18 protein-coding genes are annotated in these 24,996 nt (G+C 62.0%); 5 read left to right on the top strand and 13 right to left on the bottom strand.

Going from position 1 to position 24,996, the window contains the following annotated elements; translation table 11 throughout:
- Window positions 1-389: 389 nt before the first annotated feature.
- From ACO6VD_RS08695 to ACO6VD_RS08710, 4 genes are all read right to left on the bottom strand, one after another.
- Window positions 390-1,136, bottom strand: coding sequence for a DNA-binding domain-containing protein (locus ACO6VD_RS08695; RefSeq protein ID WP_422418317.1), 747 nt, complete (start codon window positions 1,134-1,136; stop codon window positions 390-392).
- Window positions 1,129-1,977, bottom strand: coding sequence for a DUF692 domain-containing protein (locus tag ACO6VD_RS08700; RefSeq protein ID WP_422418319.1), 849 nt, complete (start codon window positions 1,975-1,977; stop codon window positions 1,129-1,131). Before ACO6VD_RS08700 ends, ACO6VD_RS08695 begins: the two co-directional genes overlap by 8 nt.
- A 65-nt stretch (window positions 1,978-2,042) precedes the next feature.
- A complete protein-coding gene (locus ACO6VD_RS08705) occupies window positions 2,043-2,507 on the bottom strand; it encodes a hypothetical protein (RefSeq protein ID WP_422418321.1) in 465 nt (154 codons plus the stop codon).
- Between the two features lie 274 nt (window positions 2,508-2,781).
- On the bottom strand, window positions 2,782-3,213 hold the full coding sequence (locus tag ACO6VD_RS08710; RefSeq protein ID WP_422418323.1) for an arsenate reductase ArsC: 432 nt from the start codon (window positions 3,211-3,213) through the stop codon (window positions 2,782-2,784).
- A 292-nt stretch (window positions 3,214-3,505) separates the two neighbouring features.
- Here ACO6VD_RS08710 and ACO6VD_RS08715 point away from each other — a divergent pair, with 292 nt between their 5' ends.
- Window positions 3,506-5,005, top strand: a complete 1,500-nt coding sequence (locus ACO6VD_RS08715; RefSeq protein WP_422418325.1) for a transglycosylase SLT domain-containing protein — start codon at window positions 3,506-3,508, stop codon at window positions 5,003-5,005.
- A gap of 9 nt (window positions 5,006-5,014) precedes the next feature.
- Here the strand turns inward: ACO6VD_RS08715 and ACO6VD_RS08720 are convergent, their stop codons facing one another.
- Genes ACO6VD_RS08720 through ACO6VD_RS08730 form a run of 3 tightly spaced genes read right to left on the bottom strand, consistent with a single transcriptional unit; the run spans window position 5,015 to window position 7,780 of the window.
- Window positions 5,015-6,103, bottom strand: coding sequence for an alpha/beta fold hydrolase (locus tag ACO6VD_RS08720; protein ID WP_422418327.1), 1,089 nt, complete (start codon window positions 6,101-6,103; stop codon window positions 5,015-5,017).
- Window positions 6,104-6,106: 3 nt separating this feature from the next.
- Window positions 6,107-6,517 carry a hypothetical protein gene (locus ACO6VD_RS08725; RefSeq protein ID WP_422418329.1) on the bottom strand — a complete coding sequence of 137 codons (411 nt, stop codon included), beginning with the start codon at window positions 6,515-6,517 and terminating at the stop codon, window positions 6,107-6,109.
- Between the two features lie 21 nt (window positions 6,518-6,538).
- Window positions 6,539-7,780: an alpha/beta hydrolase gene (locus ACO6VD_RS08730; protein ID WP_422418330.1), complete on the bottom strand. Its 1,242-nt coding sequence runs from the start codon at window positions 7,778-7,780 to the stop codon at window positions 6,539-6,541.
- A 295-nt stretch (window positions 7,781-8,075) separates the two neighbouring features.
- On the opposite strand from ACO6VD_RS08730, the gene ACO6VD_RS08735 reads away from it, so the two are divergent.
- The 4 genes from ACO6VD_RS08735 (at window position 8,076) to ACO6VD_RS08750 (ending at window position 15,817) form a co-directional block, all read left to right on the top strand.
- The gene (locus tag ACO6VD_RS08735) at window positions 8,076-10,943 is read left to right on the top strand and encodes an HD domain-containing phosphohydrolase (protein WP_422418332.1); all 2,868 of its coding nucleotides are present in this window, start codon (window positions 8,076-8,078) and stop codon (window positions 10,941-10,943) included.
- Between the two features lie 210 nt (window positions 10,944-11,153).
- Window positions 11,154-12,632 (top strand): benzaldehyde dehydrogenase, encoded by a 1,479-nt coding sequence (locus ACO6VD_RS08740; RefSeq protein WP_422418334.1) that lies wholly within the window; start codon window positions 11,154-11,156, stop codon window positions 12,630-12,632.
- Window positions 12,633-12,650: 18 nt separating this feature from the next.
- Entirely contained in the window at window positions 12,651-13,775 is a 1,125-nt protein-coding gene (locus tag ACO6VD_RS08745) for an NAD(P)-dependent alcohol dehydrogenase (RefSeq protein ID WP_422418335.1), read from the top strand.
- Between the two features lie 212 nt (window positions 13,776-13,987).
- Window positions 13,988-15,817 carry a sigma-54-dependent Fis family transcriptional regulator gene (locus tag ACO6VD_RS08750; RefSeq protein ID WP_422418337.1) on the top strand — a complete coding sequence of 610 codons (1,830 nt, stop codon included), beginning with the start codon at window positions 13,988-13,990 and terminating at the stop codon, window positions 15,815-15,817.
- Window positions 15,818-15,830: 13 nt separating this feature from the next.
- Here ACO6VD_RS08750 and lipA read toward each other — a convergent pair whose 3' ends face one another.
- The 6 genes from lipA to cycA all read right to left on the bottom strand — a co-directional run bounded on the left by lipA (window position 15,831) and on the right by cycA (window position 24,783).
- A complete protein-coding gene (gene lipA, locus ACO6VD_RS08755; protein WP_422418338.1) occupies window positions 15,831-16,829 on the bottom strand; it encodes a lipoyl synthase in 999 nt (332 codons plus the stop codon).
- Between the two features lie 88 nt (window positions 16,830-16,917).
- Entirely contained in the window at window positions 16,918-18,171 is a 1,254-nt protein-coding gene (gene glyA / locus ACO6VD_RS08760) for a serine hydroxymethyltransferase (protein ID WP_422418340.1), read from the bottom strand.
- Between the two features lie 58 nt (window positions 18,172-18,229).
- Window positions 18,230-21,100 carry an aminomethyl-transferring glycine dehydrogenase gene (gcvP, locus tag ACO6VD_RS08765; protein WP_422418341.1) on the bottom strand — a complete coding sequence of 957 codons (2,871 nt, stop codon included), beginning with the start codon at window positions 21,098-21,100 and terminating at the stop codon, window positions 18,230-18,232.
- Window positions 21,101-21,114: 14 nt separating this feature from the next.
- A complete protein-coding gene (gene gcvH / locus ACO6VD_RS08770; RefSeq protein WP_422418343.1) occupies window positions 21,115-21,492 on the bottom strand; it encodes a glycine cleavage system protein GcvH in 378 nt (125 codons plus the stop codon).
- A 254-nt stretch (window positions 21,493-21,746) separates the two neighbouring features.
- On the bottom strand, window positions 21,747-23,279 hold the full coding sequence (locus ACO6VD_RS08775; protein WP_422418345.1) for a sigma 54-interacting transcriptional regulator: 1,533 nt from the start codon (window positions 23,277-23,279) through the stop codon (window positions 21,747-21,749).
- 85 nt (window positions 23,280-23,364) lie between these two features.
- Window positions 23,365-24,783 (bottom strand): D-serine/D-alanine/glycine transporter, encoded by a 1,419-nt coding sequence (cycA, locus tag ACO6VD_RS08780; protein WP_422418346.1) that lies wholly within the window; start codon window positions 24,781-24,783, stop codon window positions 23,365-23,367.
- Between the last annotated feature and the right edge of the window lie 213 nt (window positions 24,784-24,996).

The raw sequence follows: 24,996 nt of genomic DNA on the forward strand, positions 1-24,996 counted from the left end.
AAGCCCGCTCCCACCGGGTTAGCTGGTCTCCCGGTGGGAGCGGGCTTGCCCCGCGATATCGACCTGCCAGTTACATCGCATCGCGGGAAGATCCCGCTTCAACGTGTTGATCTTCATCCACGCCAGTACAGGCGCCGCGAACTGCGACTTCAGGAGGCTGAGCGGAGGTGCCTGTAGGGGCCGGTGCGCAGCACCTGCGGCGTAGCCGAAGAACGCGAGCCGTAGACTTGGCGCAGCAAGTCGTAGGCCGCGTGGCCCTGGAGGGTGCCGGAGCGAAGGGACAGTTCCATGCCTACTTTTTCCAAGAAAAAAGTAGGCCGCCGTAAGGGCGGAAGGGGCCAGCAGCATCGCCACCGCAAATGGATAAGCTCACCGCCACAACCCAAAGCTCAGTTACGCGTACCCCGCACCACCCCCTGCTCGCGCAGGTTCTCCAGCAGGGCCAGGCCTTGCGCCAGGATCGCTGCACTATCGACGCCAATCGCTTCTGCCAAGGCGTGCAGGTGCTCGCGGCCCGTGCAGTCACGCGCTTGCAACGACGCGAGCAGCGCGTGGGCCAGCGGCGCCAGACGCGAGAAATGCACCTGCAGGTCGTTACCGCGTCGTGCCAGCAATAAGGTCGGCTGTTCTGGAGCCTGCTGCGGCAGGTAGTCCGGGCCGATCTCGCTGACCGGCCACTGGTAGGCTAATGGCCAGGCCTGTGGCGACAGCACGGGTACGCCATCGAGCAAATCGCCCCCCGCGTTGTGCACGGGCTCGCCGCTGTCGCTCAGCAGCAGCGCGGCTTCCACCCATTCATAATGCGCCAGCTCCAGCACCCAGGGCGGCAGGTCCAGAGCTTCGCCCGCGCCTTCTTCGAGAAAGCTCAGGAACTCCCCGCTTACCTCTGTGAACAGGGGCGTCTGGCAGCGGTAGTCGGCGTAGAAGGATTCGATCAGGGCCTGCCATTGCTTCGCCCCGAGGCTGGCGCGAATCACCGGAAAGCTGCCCGACAGCAGCGACTCGACATTGCCGAAGAACAACTGCCGGTACACAGCCAGGCGCCGCGCCTCGATTCCGGGTGGCGGCGCGTTGTGCTGCGGGTCGCGCACATAGCGCGCCATGCTCATCAATTGCTCATGCAGTCGCTCATGCACGGCGCACCTCCGGCCAGGCCGTGGCACGCTGTTGGCGCTGGCGAATCTGCCCGACCTCAGCCAGCAATTCAGCCAGCGGCGGGAAATTGAAGTCGCGCTCGAGCAAGGTCGGCAGCGCACCAAAGCGCTGGTAGGCCTGCTCCAGCAGGTTCCAGACGGCGGTCTTGACCGTCGCCCCGTGGGTATCGATCTTCAGGTCCGGCGCCTCATCGTAATGGCCGGCCACGTGCATATAGACCACCCGCTCGACCGGCAGCGCCGCCAGGTACGCGCTGGCGTCGTAACGGTGGTTGATCGCGTTGACGAACAGGTTGTTGACGTCCAGCAGCAGGTCGCAGTCGGCCTCCTCCAATACCGCGCGGAGGAAATCGATCTCTTCCAGTGCCTGATACGGCGCGGCGTAGTAGGAAATGTTCTCCACCGCGATACGCCGCTCCAGTGCGTCCTGGGTCTGGCGAATGCGCGCAGCGACATGGCGTACGGCTTCGTCGGTAAAGGGCAGCGGCAGCAGGTCGTACAGCTGGCCATCATCCGAGCAATAGCTCAGGTGCTCGCTGAAAAACGCCACATTGTGCTGATCGAGAAAGGCGCGGGTGCGCCGCAGCAGCTCATGATCCAGCGGCGCCGGACCGCCAAGCGACAGCGACAGGCCATGGCACGCCAGCGGGAAGCGCTCGGCGAGGCGCGCCAGGTCATTGCCATGGCGGCCACCGACATTGATCCAGTTGTCCGGTGTACATTCGAGGAAATCCACGGCTGTGGTCTCCATCGCCAGCAGTTCAGGCAGCAACGCACGACGCAGGCCGAGGCCTGCGCCCTGGGGGAAATAGGCGGTGGTCATGGGTATTCTCCAGAAGGGTCACCCTCCTGCGGCGAGCGCCAGGAGGGTGCGACACGGGGTGCGAATCAGTTCTTGGCCTGGCTCAGCTTGGTGAACAGCTCGGTAGGCACTGGCTTGCCGTTGGCGAGGAACTGGTTGCTGCGGAATTTGTAGACCTCGCCTTCAGACAGAAAACCGTCTTTGTTGGTGTCCATCGCGGCGAATTCCGCGCCGCCCTGCGGGGCCACCGTCAGCAGTTCCTTGAGCGAGACCCGACCGTCGTCGTCGCTGTCAGTGCGGGCAAAGGAAGCATCACCACACTTGCCCTCACCGCACTTGCCTTCGGCGGCCTTGGTGTTGCTGGCTTGTTCGGCACCACACTTGCCTTCACCACACTTGCCTTCAGCGGCCTTGTCGGCAGCGGCCAACTGGTAGCCCTGAGGCAGCGCCTCCACGGCGAAAGCGGCGGACGAGACCAGGTTCAGGCCGCCCACCAGGGCGACAGCGATCAGGCCAATACGGGTTTTGCTAGAGATCTGGCTACGGGACATGGTGTTTCTCCGGATACTGAGTGCGGCCTAGCCGCGAAGGTCATGCCACAAGGGCGTTGTAACCCTGGTTCGAGGCGCCGGGGCTATCCTCGTTTGGGTGTGGCCATTTCGCCACGGCCATGTATCCGTGACGTATCCGGGGAGCGGTGCATTTGTAAGCGAATCGCTGCAGGTGGTGCGCAGATACAATGGGATACATCAAACCGTCAGCGCCGTTTGACTCGTTACGGCGCGGCTTGCTGTCCAGCTTGGTCGACAATGCGCAGAGATGTACTCACTGAGCATCAGGCCCATGGGGACGATTTTTAACCATCAGGAACAACTTGATGCGATCACTGACCTCCTGCAACAGGTGCCTGAAACCTTCCTCGCCCTCCTGCTTGACCGGGTCCGTGAAGCTCCAGGCAATGGTCTTGCTGGAATGGGGCAACTGCGCCAGCTCATCCGAGCCCTTGTCACACAGGTCGATGAGGTAGTCGAAGGGCATGCCGGCGAATTCCTCGAGGGGTTTGCTTCTGAGGCCCTCGGTAGAAATACCGGCATGTTCGAGCACCGCCAGTGTTCGCGGGTCGATAGCGGCTGGCCGCACCCCGGCGCTGAAGGCTTCGAAGTGCTCGGGGTCGGTATGGCGCAGCAACGCTTCGGCAATCTGAGAGCGGGCATCGTTGCCAATGCAAACGAATAGAACACGCAGACGATCAGTCATGGGCTTTTACCTCAGGCTGGCAGGAGTCGTCAGGGAATCCCCTCCAGCTTAGACGTCGCTCCTCCCGCGGAATTTCCGTAAGAAAAATTTAATCCTGTTGATGAATCTGCATCACTTACCTCCAGGGCATCTATCGGTATCCGGATGAGGAGCGCATAAACCTTGAAACCAGTGCTGCCAGGCAACGGGCACTGCAGGAGCAGAACAGTGCAATCAACTAGACTGTCTGCTTGAGCGGTACTCCAAACGATGTGAAGCACACCTTGCTCTCCCTGACCTGCCGGTGAGTGACATGAACACGCTGCGCTCGACACTTGCCCGTTTCTTGCTGTTTCTTTTCATTTATCAGATTACCCCCGCGATTGCCGCCACGATGCCGGACCTGCCTGCGGTCGAGCTCACCCCGGCAGAAGAGGCCGAAGTCCAGCGCCTGGTGCTGCCGGTGCCGGAAAACTGGATCGGTGATTTTGAAGGGATGCGCGAACGTCGCCTGGTTCGTATCCTGGTGCCTTACAGCAAGACGTTCTTCGAACTGGATCGCGGTCGCCAGCGCGGGCTGAGCTATGAACTGGGCAAAGGCCTCGAAGCCTGGTTGAACAAGACCCAGCCCTATGCGAAAAAATCGATGCAGTGGCGGGTGATGTTCATCCCGACCGCCCGTGACCAGTTGATGCCAAATTTGATCAAAGGCGTGGGCGACATTGCCGTCGGCGGTCTGACGGTCACTGAGGCACGCCTGAGAAGCGTCGACTTCTCAGATCCTTTTGCAGTGAACATTCCGGAAATCCTGGTGACAGGTCCCGGCAGCAAGGTTTTTACCCAGCTTGAAGAGCTTTCGGGTCTGGAGATCACCGTGCGCACCTCCAGCAGCTATTACGAACACTTGCAGGCGTTGAATGCCTCATTCAAGGAAAAAGGCCTGGCCCCTATCGACCTGAAAGCGGCCGATGAAAACCTGGAGTCCGAAGACCTGCTGCAAATGGTCAATGCCGGGTTGCTCCAGGCCACCGTGGTGGATCGCTACATTGCCCGGATCTGGGCGCCGCTGTACACCGACATGAAGATTCACGACCAGGTTTTCCTGCATGAAAACTCAGAGTTTGCCTGGGCAATCCGCCAGGGAAGCCCGGAACTGAAACAGCAACTGGCCGCCTTCGTGAAAACCCACAAGGTCGGCACCGCATTTGGCAACAGCCTGCGCACCAAGTACGTCACCAACAGCAGCAAGCGTGTGCTCAATGCCACCTCCGAAGCCGAAATGAAAAAGTTTCAGGAGTTGCTCACCCTCTTCTCGCGCCACGCCAACACCTACGGCTTTGATCACCTGATGCTCATGGCCCAGGGTTTTCAGGAGTCGCAGCTCGACCAGCAGGCCCGCAGCCCCAGAGGCGCCGTGGGGGTGATGCAACTACTGCCCACCACCGCCAAGGATCCTAACGTCGGCATTCTCAACATCGACAAGAGCGCCGATCGCAACATCGAGGCCGGGAGCAAGTACATGCGTTTGCTCGCGGACAAGTACCTGAATGATCCGCAGTTGACGCAGATGAACCGTACCCTGATGACCTTTGCCGCTTACAACGCCGGCCCCGGCAACCTGCGCAAGTTTCGTGCATTGGCGCAAAAGTCCGGGCTGGACCAGAACATCTGGTTCGGCAATGTCGAACAGGCGGCCGCGCAGGTGGTGGGCCGGGAAACCGTGGATTATGTCGGCAACATCTACAAGTACTACGTGGCGTACAAACTGGTTGAAGAAAAGTCCGGCAAAGGTGCCCCCAAGCCGGCTCAATAACCACGCGCTTTACAGCGAACGCTGCCCCAGCCACTCATCCAGCGCCGGCCACATGCGCTTCTTCGCGGCCGGCCCGGCCACCAGGCTGACATGGCCACCGGGCAGGACGATCTCCTGCTTGTCCAGCGAGCCGACGGACGCCACCAGCGGCTGGGCGCAGCCTGGCGGCACCAGGGTGTCGTGCTCGGCGATGATATGCAGCAAGGGCACCTTGATCTTCGCCAGCTCCACCGCTTGGCCGGCTATGCGCAAGCTGCCCTGATGCAGGCCGTTGTTCCACATCAGTTGCTTGATGATCTGCCGGTAGTATTCGCCGGCCAGCGGCAAGGTATCGCGGCCCCAGCGCATCATCATCCGGTGCTGGCGCACGTAGGCGTCGTTCCACAGGTTGTCCCACAGCCGCAGTTGCCCGGCGATGCGGCCTGCCGGACGCTGCAGGTCTATCGCGTTCATGATCAACTCGCCGGGGATGATGCCCAGGCTGTCCACCAGCCAATCAACCTCGAAAAAGCGTTGGTTGGCGATTCCGCGCGACCAGCTCATCTGCGACCAGTCCACCGGGGTGGTAAAGCACACCAGGTTCTTCAGCGGCCCCTCGGCATGCAGTGCGGCATAAATAGTGGAGAGCACGCCGCCCATGCAGTAACCGGCCAGGGTGACTTCTTCGACGCCGGTGTCGGCCTGCACCCGGGCAATGCAGTCGGGAATGAAGTCGAGCACGTAGTCCTCGATCCGCAACTGCCGCTCGGCCCGGGTCGGCGCATTCCAGTCCATGACGTAGATGTCGTAACCACGGCCGAGGAGAAACTCGATCAGGCTCTGGCGCTCGGCAAGGTCAAAGATATAGGCCTTGTTGGTGGTCGCCATGACCAACAGCAACGGCACCCGGTACACGTCTTTACAGGTCGCCTGATAACGATACAGGCTCAGCGTGCCGCGTCGGTGCAGCAAGGTCCTGGGTGTCGTGCCAACCGCAGGTCCCGGCGAACCGAGGTACTCCAGCCCCTTGAGGCGGCGCTTGATCATCCGTTGGACTTCAGTGCATAGCCGATCGGTGAGGCCGTGGGTCTGCCCCCGGCCTGGGTGAGTTGAAGCCATCATTCACTCCTCTCTGGACGCAGGCTTGGTGGCCGGTTTAAGGGTTCCTTTCGCGGATTTCGACACAACTTTTGCACTGCTGGGCGGTGGCGACGGGCGACGGGTACGTGTCGGTCGAGGTATCAGAGCAGGCTTGACGGGGGTGGGAAGCAATTGATCCAGCTTGTCTTCGATGCGCTGCACGGCGCTGGCCAGGGCATCGACTTCAGCTCGGCTGGGTAGCTCAAGGCGGCGCAAGACACCTGCCAAAGAACGCTCGAACACATGCTGCATGCCCAGGGAAACTTTGGAAAACTGGTTGGCCGCCTGAGCGAACTCGGGTGCCTCCATCTTGCGCGACGCCAGCGCGTTGACTTCGCCTTCTATCAACGAGATGGTGTCACGCCACATCTGGAACGGATCAAGTATTCCCACGGCAGTACTCCTTGGTCAGCGTCAGGTTTTTGGGTAGGTCTGGTAGGCGACTCGTTGGTCAAGCCGAGCGACAAGGCGGCGGCGCATCAGGGTCACGGGCAGGCACAAGGGTTGGAGCAACACGCGGGTGGTGCCAGCGGCCAGCGGCGACAGCTGGCGCAATAGCGTGCCGGTCCAGCGCTCGGTTGCGACCCAGGTCATCAGCCCCGCGGTTGTCAGCTCGCCCGTCATTGCGCAAAGGTTCGATGACCGATCGGGCTCGGCGTCGCTGATCTCCACCGTGCGGTTGCGGATGGATTCGCCGCCAAAAGCTGCAACCAGAGCATCGCCGATACGCTGCAGGGCATCGCGGCCAGCACCGATAACGGCGTCGAAATTGAGAAAGCCGTGGAACTGCCCGGCATAGTGCAGCAGCTCTACCGGCACCTCGGCTGCACGCAAGCGTTCGGCGTAGTCCAGGCCGTCGTCACGGATAGGGTCGAAACCTGCGCTGATGACCACCGCAGGAGGCAGGCCACGCAAATCCTCGCGGCGGCGCGGCGACAGCCACGGGTCCTCAGGGTCGAGGGTGGCAAACGAGCCAGCGACGGTGTGTTTGATCTGTGCCAGCAGCGTGTCGGTGATCATGAAGCCTTCGGCGTTTTCGACGAAGGAAGGAAACTCCTGCACCAGATCGGTCGCAGGATAGGCCAGTACCTGTAAGCACAGCGCCGTTCCACCCTGGCGCTGTGCGGCCTGGGCTACCGCCGCACACAGGTTGCCTCCGGCCGAATCGCCGCCAATGGCCAGGCGCGTGGTGTCGACCCCCAGCGTTGCCCCCTGCTCGGCCACCCAGCGCAGCGCGGCCAGGCAATCTTCGCGCCCGGCCGCCAGGTCATGCTCCGGCGCCAGTCGGTAGCGCACTGCAATGCTGATGCAGTCGGCGTGAAAGGTCGCGCTGCGGCAGATCGATTCAGCGGTATCCAGGCCACCGACGACAAATCCGCCACCATGGAACCAGAGGAAGGCTGGCAGCGCTTGATCGGCATGCTCCGGGGTAAAAATGCGCAGTTCGATTGGCCCGCCCGGGCCGTTGATGACCACCTCGGTTACCGTCGCCACCGGCGGCTGTTGGCTCAGGGCCAGGGCCGTCAGACGCCAGACTTCACGCAGCTCGCGCAGCGAGTACTGTTCGACCGGGCGCAGGCGGGTGGCCAGGTTCAGTATGCGTAGAAACGCGCGGGCATCGCGGTCAGGGCGCCCCGCTCGGCGTAGTAACGGCATGCCGGTCAGGTGAGTTCGGCCTTGTTTGGCGCTTTTACCACGTTTCGTTGGGGGTGGTCCTTTTGCCGCGGTCATTCTCTGTCCCTCGAATGTGTGCTGCCAACAGCCTACCGACAACCACCGGCTCACTCCCCCACTCACGTAGATGGGGTGGCCCCCACCCCACCCCAGCGCTTCACGACCGTGCGCCCGGACAGGAGCTGGACTAGCATTAGCGAACGCACGCCCCGCAGTGCTGGCGAGTGCGTAAACGAGCAGCCGTTATCATCACGCGTGCCACGCAAGGACCTCCGCCATGAACTGCCCCGGTCGCGGGTTTTCCCTGCAGCTGCTCATCGCCTTGGCGATCATGCTCAGTACCCTGGTACTGGGTGGAGTGCTGGCATACCAGGGTTATCGCGGTATCGAGCAGTCGCTGGTGGCCGCCACTGCGGACTCCGCGCATCAGCTCAGCCGTACCATCAACGAACGCGCCCAGCGCCTGATCGATCCGGTACTCAGTTCAATCCGCCTGCTGGCCTATGACCCCATCTCCCAGGCCGCTACCCTGGCACAGCGCCTCGATCGTTTACCCTTGCTGGTCGCCACCCTGAACGCCAACCCGATGCTCAGTGCGGTGTATGTCGGGTATCGGAATGGTGAGTTTTTGCTGGTGCGGGTCCTGCGCAATGACAGGGTAAAGCAGCAACTGCAAGCGCCGCCGGGCTCGGCGTACCTGGTGCAGAGCATCAGTCTCACCGCCAGCGGTCAGCCTTTCGGCGAGTGGCGCTTTTATGACCCGCAGTTAGTCCTGCTCAAAAACCTGGAAAAAGCCGATTACCGCTTCGATCCGCGCACCCGGCCGTGGTTCGCAGCCGGCATGGGCTCGGCGAAAACGGAACTGACCAACCCCTATGTGTTCTTCACCACCCACGAGATCGGCTTGACCGCCTCACAGCGCAGCATCGACAACGCCGCCGTGCTGGGCATGGACGCATCGGTCAATGATCTGGGCGGCGAAGTGGAAGACCTGCGCATGACACCCGGCACCGAGATGGCAGTGGTCGATAGTTCAGGCAGCGTGATCATCTATCAGGACCTGCAGCGGGTTGTGGTCACAGAGGGTGAAGCACTGCGATTGTCGCGCCTGGATGAGCTGGGCGTGGACAGCCTCAACTGGCTGTCCGCCAGCAACCACCAGGGCCAGGAGCCGGTGCGCTATCAGGCAGGCGGCCAGGACTGGTATGGCATGCGTGTGCCCCTGTCGACCTTTGCCGAACACGACCTGCACGTGCTGATCGCCGTCCCTGCCAGCGAGCTACTAATGGGCGCGCGGCGGGTGCTGGTGGAACAGGCCGTGTGGGCCAGCGTGTTGATTACCCTGTTTTTGCTGGTGGGCTGGCCTCTGGCCCGGCGCATCGGTCGTCCCTTGCAGGCGCTGACCCATCAGGTACGCGCACTGGCCAACTTCGACTTCAGCCAGACGGTGGGGGTCGAATCGCGGATCACCGAGGTGCGCGAGCTCAGCAAAGTGCTGGGCGGCATGTCACGCACCATCAACAATTTCCAGGCCATCACCCTCACCCTCAACCGTGAAACCCACCTGGACAACCTGCTCGATGGCGTGCTCAGGCAGATGGTCGACGCCACTGCGGTCAGCAGCGCAGCTGTCTATCTGCAGGCGGATGAGAGCGATGCCTTGCGCCTGGCGGCGCACTGTCGCAATGACCAGTATCCCGCCGAGCTGAACCTCGCGGCTGACCGTGGTGCCGACCTGGATGCCGCCGTGGCGCAGGCGCTAGAGAGCCCGGCGCAGTACCTGGCAGTTGCCTTGAATGACCGTAGCGAGCAACGCCTGGGCATTCTGGTGTTGCAGCTGGGGCCTGAACAGCAGCAGGCGGGTGGAGTCCAGCAACCGTTCCGCCGCTTTGTCCAGGAATTGTCGGGGGCAGCGGCCGTGGCTATCGAGACACGCCAGCTGATCGAATCCCAGCAACGCCTGCTGGACGCCATCATCAAGCTCCTGGCCGACGCCACGGATGCCAAGAGTCCGTACACCGGCGGCCACTGTCAGCGGGTTCCGCAACTGGCCGAAATGCTCATCGACAAGGTCATCGCCGCGCAAAGCGGTCCTTATGCGCAGTACAGCATGAGCGAGATGGAACGCTATGAGTTCAGGATCGCTGCCTGGCTGCACGACTGCGGCAAGGTCACCAGCCCCGAACACGTGGTCGACAAGGCGACCAAGCTGGAGACCCTGTACAACCGCATCCATGAGGTCCGCACCCGCTTCGAGGTACTCTGGCGCGATGCCGAGCTGGACTACTGGCAAGGCGTGGCCGCAGGCGACGACCCGCAGGCGCTGCAACTCATCCTCAAGCACCGTCTGGCGCAGTATGAGGATGAATTCGCCTTCGTCGCTAATGCCAACATCGGTGGCGAGTTCATGCGCGATGAGGATGTCGAACGCCTCAAGCAGATCGGTGAGCGCCGCTGGCTACGGCATTTCGACAACCGCCTGGGCCTGTCCCGCGACGAGGCCGAGCGCCTGGCACAGGTGCCGGTGCCGACCTTGCCGGCCGAAGAGCGGCTGCTCGCCGACCGTGTCGATCACCTGGTGCCCTGGGGCGAGCGCAAGCCGCCGGTGGACAAGCACGATCCGCGTAACCGCTGGGGTTTCGACATGCGCTTGCCGGCCCAGGCCTACAACTTCGGCGAGCTGTACAACCTCGGCATCCGCCGCGGCACCCTGACCGAGGAAGAGCGCTTCAAGATCAACGAGCACATCGTGCAGACCATCATCATGCTCAACACCTTGCCGCTACCGCGCAACCTCAAACGGGTGCCGAGCATTGCCGGCAACCACCACGAGAAAATGGACGGCACCGGTTACCCGCGCCGGTTGAGTAAAGACGACATGAGCATTGCCGACCGGGTGATCGCCATCGCCGATATCTTTGAGGCTCTGAGCGCAGCGGATCGCCCTTACAAACCGGCGAAAACGCTGTCCGAATCGCTGCAGATCCTCAGTTTCATGGCCCGTGACCAGCATATCGATGCCGAGCTGTTCCGCGTGTTTCTCGTGAGTGGCGTGTATCGCGAGTACGGCGAGCAGTTCCTCCAGCGCGAACAACTTGATGAGGTGGATATCCAGTCCTATCTGGCGGTACTGGAAAAAGCTTAACGCGCTGCCTCGATGTCACCCTTGTCCAGATACTGATCACTGCCCTCCCAGCTGCTGTCCAGAAACTGGACAGCGCCTCCCTTTATAACACCGCAAATTCCGCTGTCCCCGCCTCGCCAGAAGCTGGCACGACCTCTGCAATAGCCTTCACATTGCAGCCGATGAAGGCTAGCCCCGATTCAGAAGATCAAAAAACGAGGGATATACCCGATGAATAGCACATCCTTGCCTGCCGATTTTTTACCCGCACACCTGTGGACCAACCTGCTGTTCACCGGCACCTGGGAGGCAGGCGCGGTCGCCGTCAGCCCGGTAGTGGAACCGGCCACCGACAACCTGCTGGGCCACATCGGCAACGCCGATGCCGCACAAGTGGCGGCATCGGCCAATGCCGCCAGCGCTGCGCAGAGCGCCTGGTACCAGCAGCCCTACGACGAACGCTCAGCCGTGTTGCGTAACGCCGCGCAGGTTGCCGAACAACACTTCGACGCCATCGTCGACTGGCTGGTGCGCGAAAGCGGCTCGACCCGCGCCAAAGCCGCCTTCGAAACCACCCTCAGTATCAAGGTCCTGCACGAAAGCGCCGGCCTGCCCTCGCGCAGCCAGGGCGAGGTGTTGCCTTCGACTTCAGGCCGCCTGAGCCTTGCACGCCGCCGTCCACTGGGTGTGGTGGGCGTGATCTCGCCCTTCAACTTCCCGCTGTACCTGGCCATCCGCGCGGTCGCGCCGGCGCTGGCCACCGGTAACGCCGTGGTACTCAAGCCCGACCCGCGCACGGCAGTGTGTGGCGGCTTCGTGATCGCCCGCCTGTTCGAACTGGCCGGCCTTCCTGCCGGTCTGCTGCATGTTCTACCGGGGGGCGCCGAGGCCGGTGCGGCGCTGACCAGTGATCCTCACGTGGCGATGATCCAGTTCACCGGTTCAACCGGCGCCGGACGCAAGGTCGGCGAAGCGGCGGGACGTCACCTGAAAAAGGTCTCACTGGAACTGGGCGGCAAGAATTCGCTGATTGTCCTCGATGATGCTGATCTCGACCTGGCGCTGGCCAATGCCACCTGGGGGGTGTATCTGCACCAGGGCCAGATCTGCATGTCCACCGGCCGCCTGCTGGTGCAACGCGGCATCTACGAGCGCTTTCTAGAGAGGCTGGTAGCGAAGGCCAAGAGCCTGACTGTCGGCGACCCGGCCACAACCAATGTAGACCTGGGCCCGCTGATCAACGCTCAGCAGCGAGACCATGCCCACCGCGTGGTGCAAGCGGCGCAGCAAGCCGGCGCCAGGCTGGACGCTGGCGGCGGCTATGACGGCTTGTTCTTCGCGCCGACGGTGCTCAGTGGCGTTACCCGCGACAACCCGGCCTTCAACGAAGAAATCTTTGCCCCGGTGGCTGTGGTCGTGCCGTTCGACACCGACGAAGAGGCTATCGCACTGGCCAACGACACCGAGTACGGCTTGTCTGCGGCCGTGCTCTCTCGGGATGTCGGCCGTGCCCTCAAGCTCGGCGAGCGCCTGCGTGTCGGCCTGCTGCACATCAATGACCAGACCGTTAACGACGAGGTCATCAACCCGTTCGGTGGCGTCGGTGCCTCCGGTAATGGCGCCAGCATCGGCGGCCCGGCCAACTGGGAAGAGTTCACGCAATGGCAGTGGCTGACCGTCAAAAGCGATGCGCCGGCCTACCCGCTGTAAACTCTGGAGAAAATAGTAATGACTACAACTGCCTACCGTCCGATTACAGCTGCCGTTACCCGAGGCAAAGGTGCTCCCTTTGTCCTCGAAGCCGCACAGATCCGCAGCCCCCGAGGCGATGAAGTGCTGGTGCGAATTGTCGCCACCGGCATGTGCCACACCGACATGATCGTGCGCGATCAGTTTTACCCCGTGCCGTTGCCGGCGGTACTGGGGCATGAAGGCGCAGGCGTGGTCGAAGCCGTCGGCCCGCTGGTCAAAGGCCTGGTAGTCGGTGACCACGTGGTGATGAGCTACGGCCATTGCGGTCATTGCCTGTCCTGTGGAAGTGGCCACACGGCCTACTGCCAGGACTTTTTCGGGCGTAACTTCAGCGGAGCCGACCCACAAGGTGAAAGTGCCCTGCAGGACCAGGACGGCGCGCGCCTGCACGATCACTTCTTTGCCCAGTCGTCCTTTGCCACACTGGCCATAAGCCGCGAGAACAACGCGGTGAAAGTCAGCCGTGATGCTCCGCTGGAGCTGCTGGGGCCGCTAGGCTGCGGCATCCAGACGGGTGCCGGTGCGGTGATCAATTCACTCAAGGTTACCCCGGGCAGCAGCTTTGCCGCCTTCGGTGGCGGCGCGGTAGGCCTGAGTGCTGTGCTCGCCGCGCGCGTGGCGGGGGCTACAACGATCATTGCCGTCGATGTCGTGCCTTCGCGCCTGGCCCTGGCGCTGGAGCTAGGCGCCACCCATGTGGTCAACAGTCTGGAAGCCGATCCCGTGGCCGTCATCCGCGACATCACTGGCGGTGGCGTCAACTTCGCCCTGGAGTCCACCGGTCGCCCGGCGGTATTGCGTCAGGCCGTCGACGCCCTGGGCAGCCGCGGCAGCCTGGGGGTGGTCGGGGCACCGGCGCTGGGTACCAGCGCCGAGTTCGACGTCAACGACCTGCTCCTGGGCGGCAAGACCATCCGCGGTATCGTTGAAGGTGACAGCGTGCCGCAGAAGTTCATTCCCGAGCTGGTGTCGCACTACCTGCAAGGGCGCTTCCCCTTCGACAAGCTGGTGAAGTTCTACAGCTTCGAGGACATCAACCAGGCCGCCGAGGACAGCGAAAAAGGCATCACCCTCAAACCGGTCATTCGCATCGGCAACTGAGTGACAGCCCCGGAGCGCACTGCGCTCCGGCGTTCCGCCCAATAGCAACCAGCAGGAATCCCTTCGTGCCTACTATCTTCCCGACACCTCTTGGGCGTGCTGGCGTGTTGTTTTGACCTTGACCTCGCTTGGACGAAGGTATAAATCAAAGCGTGCCGTGGTCAGCCTTCAACTGCCGACGGCGCGACTCCGGCCCATGCAAAGGTGCCTCGATGGATGCCCATACACTGCACAACCAGCAATACCTGAGCATTGCCCGCCAGCAATTTGCCGAAGGGGTTGCCCTGCCCTCCAACCTCCTGCCAAGCAGCATCGCCCTCTCCTGGGCGCGCTCACGCGAGGCCGGCCTGTTGCCTTGGCAACCCTGGCGGGCAGACGCGGATGATGGCCTGCTGCCGCTGGATGAAGCGGACCAGCAGCTAGCGCACTGCGTGCAACCGGAAATCGACCGGCTCTGGCAGCAGATCGGTGGCGCGTCATGGGCGGTGTTCTGCATCAACCCGCAGGGCGTCATTGTCCACGCCCGCCAGGCGCGCACGCTGGCCGGCCCGTTGCTGCCGTTGCAAGTCGGCCGGCGTATCCAGGAAGCCGACATCGGTACCACCGCGCCCAGTTGCACCCTGGCTGAAGAGGTGCCGATGGTACTGATCGGCAACCAGCACTACCTCAGTGACTTCGAGCATTTCTTTTGCGTAAGCGTGCCTATCCGCGGCCTGCAAGGCGAAGTGATTGGCGCCCTGGACATCACCGGCATCGGCGACCGTCAGGCCGGAGCGGTACTGGAACAGTTGAGCCATGCAGCGATGGCCGTGGAAAATCGCCTGTTCGCCACGCTCGGCAATTGCCAGATCCTGTCGCTGCAGCACGACCCACGGCTGTTGGGCACCCCTTTGCAAGGTCTGCTGGCCGTTGACGCGGCGGGACGCATCCAGAACGCCAATCGTGCCGCCCAGCGGTTGTTGGGACTGGAACAGTTCCGCCCGGTCGGCAAGCGCCTGGACCATCTGTTTGAAGCAAATGGCGCTGTCGACCTGCATCGAGTGCCGCAACAGTTGACCCTCAACGACGGTTCGCGCTTGTACGCGCAGGTGATCGAGCAAGGTCGAGAGTCAACCGCGCAGCACCTCTTCTCCCCGCCCCTGCAAGTGTCGCCACTGGGCGCAGACGTTCAGCTCAATCGTCAGCTGGACAGCGCCCACAAAGCATTCGCTGCAGGCATCCCGATTCTGCTGCAGGGTGAAACCGGAACGGGCAAAGAAGTTTTCGCCCGTGCCTTGCATGACCACTGGAACGCCCAGGCCCCGTTCGTTGCGATCAACTGTTCAGCCATTCCGGAAAGCCTGATCGAAGCCGAGCTGTTCGGCTATGTGGAGGGCACCTTCACCGGCGCGCGCAAAGGCGGCGCCAGCGGCCAGCTGGAAGCGGCCCATGGCGGCACGCTGCTGCTCGATGAAATCGGCGATATGCCGGCGGCCCTGCAAACCCGGCTGCTACGGGTGCTGCAGGAACGTGAAATCACCCGGCTGGGCAGCACCACAAGGCGCAAGCTGGATGTACGGGTGATCAGTGCGACCCACTGCGACCTGCAGCAACGCATGCTGGAAAAAGTCTTTCGCGAAGACCTCTATTACCGCCTCAATGGTCTGCAAGTCCGCTTACCGACACTGCGTGAGCGTCAGGACCTGACAACCTTGATCGACCGCCTGCGTCAGCGCTACAACGCGCCGCCCCTGGAACACAAGGCATTACAGGCGCTGCACCGGCAAGCCTGGCCGGGCAATATCCGCCAACTGGAGCAGACCCTGCGCCTGGCCGCAGCGCTGGCCAGTGGCGAGCCGATTATTCTCCTTGAGCATCTGCCCGCGGATATCCAGGCTGAAGGTGAGCTGGAAAGCGGCAGCGCATTACAGGACAGCGTGCTGCGAACCGTCGAACTGACGTTGCAAGCCAACGCCGGCAACATCTCCGCCACCGCCAGCCAGTTGGGTATTTCCAGGACCACGCTGTACAAAAAGCTGCGGCAGCTTGGCAAGCCGGTGTAAACCAGCCCTGTGCTCAGCCGTTGAGTGAAGGGCCGGCTCCGCGCACCGCGTCCACCTGTTTGTCGGCATGGTAAGAAGAACGCACCAGAGGCCCGGAAGCTACATTCTTGAAGCCCATCTGCAACGCTTGTTCGGCAAACCAGGCAAAGCTGTCCGGGTGCACGAAACGTTGCACCGGCAGATGGCTGCGCGAAGGTTGCAGGTACTGCCCCAAGGTCAACATATCGACCTGATGCGCGCGCATCTGCTGCATCACCTCGATCACTTCCGCATCGGTTTCGCCCAGCCCGAGCATCAATCCGGACTTGGTTGGCACCCCCGGCACGCGCTGTTTGAAGCGTTCCAGCAGATCCAGCGACCAGTCGAAATCCGACCCCGGGCGCGCAGCCTTGTACAAACGCGGCACGGTTTCCAGGTTGTGGTTGAACACATCCGGCGGTTCCTGCTCGGTAATCGCCAGCGCTACCTCCATACGCCCACGATAGTCCGGCACCAGGGTTTCGAGCTGAACCCCCGGCGACAACCGGCGGATCTCACGCAGGCAATCGACAAAATGCTGGGCACCGCCATCGCGCAGGTCGTCACGATCGACCGAGGTGATCACCACGTACTTCAACCGCAGGTCAGCAATCGCAATCGCCAGGTTCTTCGGTTCATCGGCATCCAGCGGGCGTGGCCGACCGTGACCGACATCGCAGAACGGACAACGCCGGGTGCAGATATCGCCCATGATCATGAAAGTCGCCGTACCCCCGGAGAAACACTCGCCCAGGTTCGGGCACGAGGCTTCCTCGCAGACACTGTGCAGGTTGTGCTTGCGCAGCAGTGCCTTGACCTGCGCCACTTCCGGCGAGGTGGGGATGTCGACGCGGATCCAGTCTGGCTTGCGTGGCACCTCTTCGGTGGGCAGGATTTTCACCGGGATACGCGCGACCTTCTCGGCGCCGCGCAGCTTCACGCCGGTTTGCAGCGGTTCGCGCAATGGCGTTTTTTGCAGCAGTTCGGTGGACATGAATGGCTCCTGAAATTCGATGATGCTCGCGTCAGTGCGCCGCTGGCGTTGACCTCGGTCAGCGCCAGGGCCTAAGCGAATCCAGGGATCAGGCCGGATACACCGGGAACAGGGCACACAACTCCGCTACCTGTCTGGCCACCTGGGCTTCAACATCGGCATCGCCGATATGGTCGAGGATGTCGCAGATCCAGGTCGCCAGCGCGCGGCACTCCGGCACCTGAAAACCGCGGGTGGTGACCGCAGGGGTACCGATGCGCAAGCCGGAAGTCACGAATGGCGACTGCGGATCGTTGGGCACGGCATTTTTGTTCACCGTGATATGCGCACGGCCCAATGCCGCATCGGCGTCCTTGCCGGTGATGCCCTGGCGAATCAGGCTGACCAGGAACAGGTGGTTGTCGGTGCCACCGGAGACCACGTCGTAACCACGCTGCTTGAAGACTTCCGCCATGGCCTGGGCGTTCTTGATGACCTGGAACTGGTACTCCTTGAAGCCAGGTTCCAGGGCTTCCTTGAAACACACGGCCTTGGCGGCGATCACGTGCATCAACGGCCCGCCCTGCCCACCCGGGAACACTGCCGAATTGAGTTTTTTCTCCAGCTCCGGATCGGCCTTGGCCAGAATCAGACCACCGCGTGGGCCGCGCAGAGTCTTGTGGGTCGTGGTGGTAACGACATCGGCGTAGGGCAACGGGTCGGGGTACAAGCCCGCCGCGACCAGGCCGGCGACATGGGCCATGTCGACAAACAGATACGCCCCGACCTTGTCGGCAATAGCACGAAAGCGCGGGAAATCCAGGGTTTTCGAGTAGGCGGAGAAGCCCGCAACAATCATTTTCGGCTTGTGCTCGACGGCCAGGCGTTCGACTTCGTCGTAGTCGATCAGGCCGTTGGCGTCGATGCCGTACTGCACCGCGTTATACAACTTACCGGACGAACTGACCTTGGCGCCGTGGGTCAAGTGACCGCCGTGGGCCAGGCTCATGCCCAGAATCGTCTCGCCGGCCTGCAGCAAGGCCAGGTAGACTGCGGCATTGGCCTGTGAGCCAGAATGCGGCTGAACGTTGGCATAACCTGCGCCAAACAATTGTTTGGCGCGGTCGATCGCCAACTGTTCTACCACATCCACGTACTCACACCCGCCGTAGTAGCGCTTGCCCGGGTAACCTTCAGCGTACTTGTTGGTCAGTTCGCTGCCCTGGGCCTGCATCACCTGCGGGCTGGTGTAGTTTTCCGAAGCGATCAGCTCGATATGATCTTCCTGGCGTTGCGCCTCGCGGCGGATGGCGGCGGACAGCGCAGGGTCGAAATCGGAGAGGGTCAGGCTTTTATGGAACATGGTGGCTTTCCTTGTTATTAGTGTTCAAGCAAATGAAAACAGCTCCCACTCACAGCAATCAGGCGTCTTGATAAATCGACAGCGGTGGGCAGGCGCAGGCCAGGTTGCGGTCGCCATAGACATTGTCTACACGGCCCACCGGTGGCCAGTACTTGCCCTCGCGCAACGCGTCCAGCGGGTAAACTGCCAGCTCACGGCTATAGCGATGAGGCCATTCGCCGACCAGCTCGCGCGCGGTATGCGGCGCGTTCTTCAGCGGGTTGTCGAGCTTGTCCAGGCTGCCGTTCTCCACCGCTCGGATTTCCTCGCGAATGCAGATCATCGCGTCGCAGAAGCGGTCCAGCTCCTCCTTGGACTCACTCTCGGTCGGCTCGACCATCAAGGTGCCGGCCACCGGGAAGGACATGGTCGGCGCGTGAAAGCCGAAGTCGATCAGGCGCTTGGCCACGTCTTCGACGCTGATGCCGCTGCTGTCCTTGAGCGGGCGCAGATCGAGAATGCACTCGTGGGCGACCAGGCCGTTGTCACCGCTATAGAGCACCGGGTAGTGCTCCTCCAGACGCCGGGCGATGTAGTTGGCACTCAGAATGGCCAGCTGCGAGGCACGCTTGAGCCCTTCCCCGCCCATCATGCGCATGTACATCCAGGTAATCGGCAGGATGCTGGCGCTGCCATACGGTGCGGCACACACCGCGCCTTGCTTGCGCGCCAAGTGCCCGTGACCTGGCAGGAACGGCGCCAGGTGGGCCTTGACGCCGATCGGGCCGACGCCCGGACCGCCTCCACCGTGCGGGATGCAGAAGGTCTTGTGCAGGTTCAGGTGTGACACATCACCACCGAACTTGCCCGGCGCACAGAGGCCGACCATGGCATTCATGTTGGCGCCGTCCAGGTACACCTGGCCGCCATGGGCATGGATGATGTCGCAAATACGCGTAATGCCGTCCTCGAACACACCATGGGTCGAGGGATAGGTGATCATCAGCGCGGCCAGGTTGTCCCGGTGTTGCTCGGCCTTGCTGTTCAGGTCCGCGACATCGACGTTGCCACGCTCGTCACACTTGACCACCACCACGCGCATACCGGCCATCTGTGCCGTGGCCGGGTTGGTGCCATGGGCCGAAGACGGGATCAGGCACACATCACGCTGCGCCTCGCCGCGGCTGGCATGGTAAGCACGAATCGCCAGCAGGCCCGCGTATTCACCCTGGGAGCCGGCATTGGGCTGCAGTGACATGGCGTCATAGCCGGTGGCCGCACAGAGCATGGCTTCCAGCTCGTCGGTCAGTTGCCGGTAGCCCAGCGATTGCTCGGCCGGGGCGAAGGGATGCAAGGCGCCAAACTCCGGCCAGGTGATCGGTATCATTTCACTGGCGGCGTTGAGCTTCATGGTGCACGAGCCCAGCGCGATCATGCAGCGGTCCAGGGCCAGGTCCTTGTCGGCCAGGCGGCGCAGGTAGCGCATCAGCTCGGTTTCACAGTGATAGCGATTGAACACTTCATGCTGCAGGAACGCGGTGCTGCGCAACAACGGCGACGGCAGGCAATCGCCGGTGCTGGCGGCCAGGGTGGCGAAGTCCGGGATTGATTGGTCTGGCGCTGCAAAGACCTGCCACAGGGCCTCGACACTGGCCTGTTCACAGGTCTCATCCAGCGACAGGCCGACACGCACGTCATCAATCACACGCAGGTTGAGGCGTGCGTCATTGGCCTTGGCCAGCACCTCGGCCACTGGCTGTGCGGTCACGACAGTGACGGTATCGAAGAAGTGCTCCTGTTCGACCTGGTGCCCGAGTTGCCGCAGCCCCTGCACCAGAATCGCGGTCAGGCGATGCACACGGCGGGCGATCTGCGCCAGCCCGTCAGGACCGTGGTAGACCGCATACATGCTGGCGATATTGGCCAGCAGCACCTGCGCGGTGCAGATGTTGCTGGTGGCCTTTTCGCGGCGAATGTGTTGCTCACGGGTCTGCATGGCCAGGCGCAGGGCCGGCTTGCCGAAGCGATCGATGGACAACCCGACCAGACGCCCGGGCATGTCACGCTTGAATGCATCGCGGGTCGCAAAAAAGGCGGCATGGGGGCCGCCAAACCCCAGGGGTACGCCAAAGCGTTGGGCGCTCCCCAGTACTACGTCCGCCCCCCATTCACCCGGCGGTATCAACAGGGTCAAGGCCAGAAGGTCAGTCGCAACCGCTACCAAGCCACCGGCATCGTGGACGCGCTGCACCAGGGCGCGATGGTCGGCGATGTCGCCGGTGCTGGCCGGATATTGCAGAAGCAGGCCGAAATAGCCGTCTACGCCCTCCTCCATCAGCCGGGACTCGTCGCCAATAACCACCTCGATTCCCAAGGGTTCGGCACGGGTACGCAGGACATCGAGGGTTTGCGGATGGCACTGGCGGGAGACGAAGAACGCCGCTGCCTTGTTGCTTGCCAGACGCTTGCAGAAGGTCATGGCCTCGGCGCCAGCAGTGGCTTCATCGAGCAACGAGGCGTTGGCGATCTGCATACCGGTCAAGTCGCTGATCAGGGTCTGGAAATTCAACAGCGCTTCCAGGCGCCCCTGGGAAATCTCCGGCTGGTACGGCGTGTATGCCGTGTACCAGGCCGGGTTTTCCAGGAGATTACGCAGGATCGGCGTGGGTGTATGACAAGGGAAATAGCCTTGGCCGATATGGTTGCAAAACAGCTGATTCTTCGCCGCAATGGCTCTGATTGCGGCCAGCGCCTCGGCCTCGCCCTGCCCCTTGGACAGTTCGAGCACGCTGGTACCTTTGATGCTGTCGGGGATGACGCTGTCGATCAGGGCCTCGAGGGAGTCGTGGCCGGTCAGCGCCAGCATGCGCTCGATATCGTCCGCGCGCGGGCCAATGTGACGGGCGATGAACTCATTGTCGGTGTCCAACGGGATCTGTGCTCTGCTCATGTCGGCACCTGCGCTCAGGCGTGGTCGGCCAGGAAGCGGTCGTAACCGTCCTGGTCCATCAGGGTGTCGAGATCCACCGCGTTGCTCGCCTGAATACGGAAGAACCAACCGTCCTGCATGGGCGATGCATTGACCAGCTCGGGGTCATCCGCCAAGGCCTGGTTGACCGCCACCACTTCCCCCGTCAGCGGCATGCTGATGTTGCTGGCCGCTTTCACCGACTCCAACACCGCGACTTCATCACCTTCCCCGTAGCGGCCCAGCTCGGGCAATTGCACGAACACCACATCACCAAGGGCTTGCTGGGCGAAGGTGCTGATGCCGACGGTCAGTTCGCCATTCGCTTCCAGACGCAGCCATTCATGTTCAGGCGTAAAACGCAAAATGCTCATGGATCTTCCTCTTGTTATCAGGGTCCCGGTGCAGGACTGACAAGTACTAGAGCAAGGCCAATGCCAACTACTTAATATTTTTATTAATTAAATACTTACGCGATCATTCAAAAACATTAGTGAACTCTGCAGCGGAACGAAATCGCTCCGAACTGCGCGCCAGGGAACGCCCCTACAGGGTGCCGACCAATGAAACCTGGCCTTGGCCCGACTGGAGCAAAATCACTCCAGTGGAGCGCAATCGAACCACCAGCCTACGAGGAGCGATTGGCGATGCCGTATTTGCGCAAGCGCTGGCCGATCGCGGTGTGAGAAGTTTGCAGGCGCGCCGCCAGTTGCCGGGTGGAGGGATAGGTGGCGTAGAATTTCTCCAGCAGGGATTTTTCGAAGCCCTGCACTGCCGCTTCCAGGCTGATGACTTCCGCTGCCCCGGCCTGCTGGCTGCCCAGCGCCGTGCCGGCCAGCTCAAGGTCATCGCAATCGATTACTTCCCCTTCGCTGATGGCCGCCGCGCGGAAAATCACGTTCTGCAATTGGCGCACGTTGCCGGCCCAACGATTGCCCAGCAGCAACGGCTGGGTCGCCAGCGCCAGCCGGCACGGCGAGCGCTGGATCTGCGCGCAGGCCTGGCGCAGGAAATGCTCGGCAAGCAGGAGAATGTCCTGCCCGCGCTCGCGCAGCGGCGGCACCATCAGGTTGAGCACGTTGAGGCGGTAATAGAGGTCCTCGCGAAAGCTGCCTTCGAGCACCATGTTTTCCAGGTTGCGGTGCGTGGCACAGACCACCCGCACATTCACCCGTACCTCAGCACCACCGCCGACGCGACGAAAACTGCCGTCACTGAGAAAGCGCAGGAGCTTGGCCTGCAGGTACGGCGACATCTCGCCCACTTCATCGAGAAACACCGTGCCACCATCCGCCAGCTCCAGCAGGCCCGGCTTGCCGCCGCGCTGGGCGCCGGTGAAAGCACCGGCGGCGTATCCGAACAGCTCGCTCTCGGCCAGGCTCTCTGGCAGTGCGGCGCAGTTCAGCGCCAGGAAAGACGCATCGCGGCGTACGCTCAGGGCATGGCAGGCACGGGCCACCAACTCTTTGCCGGTGCCGGTTTCGCCCTGAATCAGAATCGGCGCATCGAGACTGGCGACTTTGTGCAGGCGCACCTTGAGATCCTTGAGCGCCGCCGACTCGCCCAACAACGTCTGCAAGCCTTCGGCATGGTCATGCAGCAGAGACGCCAGGCGCTCGCCAATGCGGCTCGGCGGATAGAGCGTGAGCAGGCCGCCCACCAGGGCGTCGGCCCCGCCGCTGATGGGCGTGGCTTCCAGCAACAAGGCCTGGCCCTGGAAACTCACCTCGCACATGGGCAGGCGAAAGCCCTTGTCGATCAGGGTCTGCGCCAGGTCCGGCTGGGCGAACAGTCGGGACAGCGGTTCACCTGCCGGTTCGCGACCAACCAGACTGACCAGCGTAGGGTTGGCCAGCAGCACATGGCCGCCAGGGTCCACCGCCAGTACCGGATCACTCATTGCTGCGAGCAGCGCCTCCAACTGCAGGTGCCGACGCTGGCCGGGCAGAAAATCCACAAGCTCCACCGCCTGCACACCGATCACCCGCAACAGTGCATCGTGAAGCTCTTCGAGCACGGCTTGTGACAGCGCCGGTGCGTCGATGTAGACATTGGGCGGGATCATTTCCACCGCGTCCAGGTTGAGGTTGCGCGCGCCGAGCAACGCCAGGATCTCCTGGGTAATGCCAACGCGGTCGATGAAGGTGACATGAATGCGCATCGCGGTTTCCTCCCTGGCAAAAAGACTACGGGGGGACAGCACAGCCTGTGCGGTCCCCCCCTGAACAAACGCGTGAACCTGACGATCAGTCCGCGTCGTATGACAACTGCACGCCCTGCAGCCTTTTCTGGCGCAGCGAGCGATAAGACAGACCGAGCACTACAAACCAGGCCGGTACCAGGTACAACGCCTTACGGGTGTCTTCTTCCAGGGCCAGGAGGGCAATGATGAACGCGAAGAACGCCAGGCAGGCCCAGGCCATGGTGATGCCACCTGGCATCTTGTATTTCGAGGCGCGATGCAAGGTGTCGCGGTGTTTGCGATACGCCAGGTACGACAGCAGGATCATCGACCAGACAAACATGAACAGGATTGCCGACACCGTGGTGATCAAGGTGAAGGCATCGAGCATGTTCGGCACCAGGTAAATGACCACCGCCCCGGCCAGCAAGCAGATACACGAGAAGATCAAGCCATTGGAGGGCACCGCCCGCTTGGACAACGCCGCAAACTTGCCGGGCGCATCGCCATCCAGCGCCAGGCCATACAGCATGCGGCTGGTTGAAAACACACCACTGTTGGCCGAAGACGCGGCAGAAGTGAGCACCACGAAATTGATGATCCCTGCGGCTGCCGGCAGGCCGGCGAGGACAAACAGTTCGACAAACGGGCTCTTGTTGGCAACCACCTCACGCCACGGCGTCACCGCCATGATGGCGATCAGCGCGAACACGTAGAAGATGATAATGCGCAGCGGAATTGAATTGATTGCCCGCGGCAGATTGCGTTCCGGGTTCTTGGTTTCTGCCGCGGTGGTGCCCACCAGTTCGATGCCGACGAAGGCAAAAACAGCGATCTGAAAACCGGCGAAGAAGCCCATGGCACCATGGGGGAACATCCCTGCGTCATTCCACAGGTTGGCCAGCGACGCGGTGTTGCCAGTGGGCGACTGATACGCCGCGACCACCATATACAGCCCGGTGCAGACCAACGCACAGATGGCCACGATTTTGATCATGGCGAACCAGAACTCCAGTTCACCGAACATCTTCACCGTCACCAGGTTGAGCGACAGCAGCAGGCCAACACAACTGAGTGCGGGCAACCATAGTGGAATATCCGGGAACCAGAACTGTAAATAAGCGGAGATCGCAATAACGTCGGCAATGCCAGTGACAATCCAGCAGAACCAATAGGTCCACCCGGTGAAGTACCCTGCCCAGGGTCCCAGCAGGTCGGCGGAAAAGTCGATAAAAGATTTGTATTTGAGATTGGACAGCAACAACTCGCCCATCGCCCGCATGACAAAGAACAACATAAAACCAATGATCATGTAGACGAATATGATTGACGGGCCAGCGAGGCTGATGGTCTTGCCAGAGCCCATGAACAGGCCGGTGCCAATAGCACCGCCGATGGCAATCAACTGGATGTGGCGGTTGGAGAGATTACGTTGGAGTTCGTGCGCTTCGCTGTCAGGCGGACCCAGCGTCGAATTTTTCATTAGGCTTTACCTTGCTAGTTTAATTGTTTTTATAACGTCACAAGTTCAAACGCCTCAGCCAGTGCTGGCGGAGTTCCAATGAAAGAGCAAGGTCTATGCCAAGGAAAAAGTCGTTGTTTTATGCAGGGTTGCATTTATTGGGTGTAATGAAGTCACTCCATAAAAAGCCGTTAATCAAGCTGCTCATCAGCGCTGAAGCGTCGTAAACCCTAC

Source organism: Pseudomonas sp. GZD-222 (genome assembly GCF_049310525.1).
GTDB lineage: Bacteria > Pseudomonadota > Gammaproteobacteria > Pseudomonadales > Pseudomonadaceae > Aquipseudomonas.

What these genes read in the sequence shown, in the direction of transcription:
- ACO6VD_RS08700 (WP_422418319.1), bottom strand. Translation starts at nt 1,977, where the DNA reads ATGACCACCGCCTATTTCCCCCAGGGCGCAGGCCTCGGCCTGCGTCGT.
- ACO6VD_RS08705 (WP_422418321.1), bottom strand. Translation starts at nt 2,507, where the DNA reads ATGTCCCGTAGCCAGATCTCTAGCAAAACCCGTATTGGCCTGATCGCT.
- ACO6VD_RS08710 (WP_422418323.1), bottom strand. Translation starts at nt 3,213, where the DNA reads ATGACTGATCGTCTGCGTGTTCTATTCGTTTGCATTGGCAACGATGCC.
- ACO6VD_RS08715 (WP_422418325.1), top strand. Translation starts at nt 3,506, where the DNA reads ATGAACACGCTGCGCTCGACACTTGCCCGTTTCTTGCTGTTTCTTTTC.
- ACO6VD_RS08720 (WP_422418327.1), bottom strand. Translation starts at nt 6,103, where the DNA reads ATGGCTTCAACTCACCCAGGCCGGGGGCAGACCCACGGCCTCACCGAT.
- ACO6VD_RS08730 (WP_422418330.1), bottom strand. Translation starts at nt 7,780, where the DNA reads ATGCCGTTACTACGCCGAGCGGGGCGCCCTGACCGCGATGCCCGCGCG.
- ACO6VD_RS08735 (WP_422418332.1), top strand. Translation starts at nt 8,076, where the DNA reads ATGAACTGCCCCGGTCGCGGGTTTTCCCTGCAGCTGCTCATCGCCTTG.
- ACO6VD_RS08740 (WP_422418334.1), top strand. Translation starts at nt 11,154, where the DNA reads ATGAATAGCACATCCTTGCCTGCCGATTTTTTACCCGCACACCTGTGG.
- ACO6VD_RS08745 (WP_422418335.1), top strand. Translation starts at nt 12,651, where the DNA reads ATGACTACAACTGCCTACCGTCCGATTACAGCTGCCGTTACCCGAGGC.
- ACO6VD_RS08750 (WP_422418337.1), top strand. Translation starts at nt 13,988, where the DNA reads ATGGATGCCCATACACTGCACAACCAGCAATACCTGAGCATTGCCCGC.
- lipA (WP_422418338.1), bottom strand. Translation starts at nt 16,829, where the DNA reads ATGTCCACCGAACTGCTGCAAAAAACGCCATTGCGCGAACCGCTGCAA.
- glyA (WP_422418340.1), bottom strand. Translation starts at nt 18,171, where the DNA reads ATGTTCCATAAAAGCCTGACCCTCTCCGATTTCGACCCTGCGCTGTCC.
- gcvP (WP_422418341.1), bottom strand. Translation starts at nt 21,100, where the DNA reads ATGAGCAGAGCACAGATCCCGTTGGACACCGACAATGAGTTCATCGCC.
- gcvH (WP_422418343.1), bottom strand. Translation starts at nt 21,492, where the DNA reads ATGAGCATTTTGCGTTTTACGCCTGAACATGAATGGCTGCGTCTGGAA.
- ACO6VD_RS08775 (WP_422418345.1), bottom strand. Translation starts at nt 23,279, where the DNA reads ATGCGCATTCATGTCACCTTCATCGACCGCGTTGGCATTACCCAGGAG.
- cycA (WP_422418346.1), bottom strand. Translation starts at nt 24,783, where the DNA reads ATGAAAAATTCGACGCTGGGTCCGCCTGACAGCGAAGCGCACGAACTC.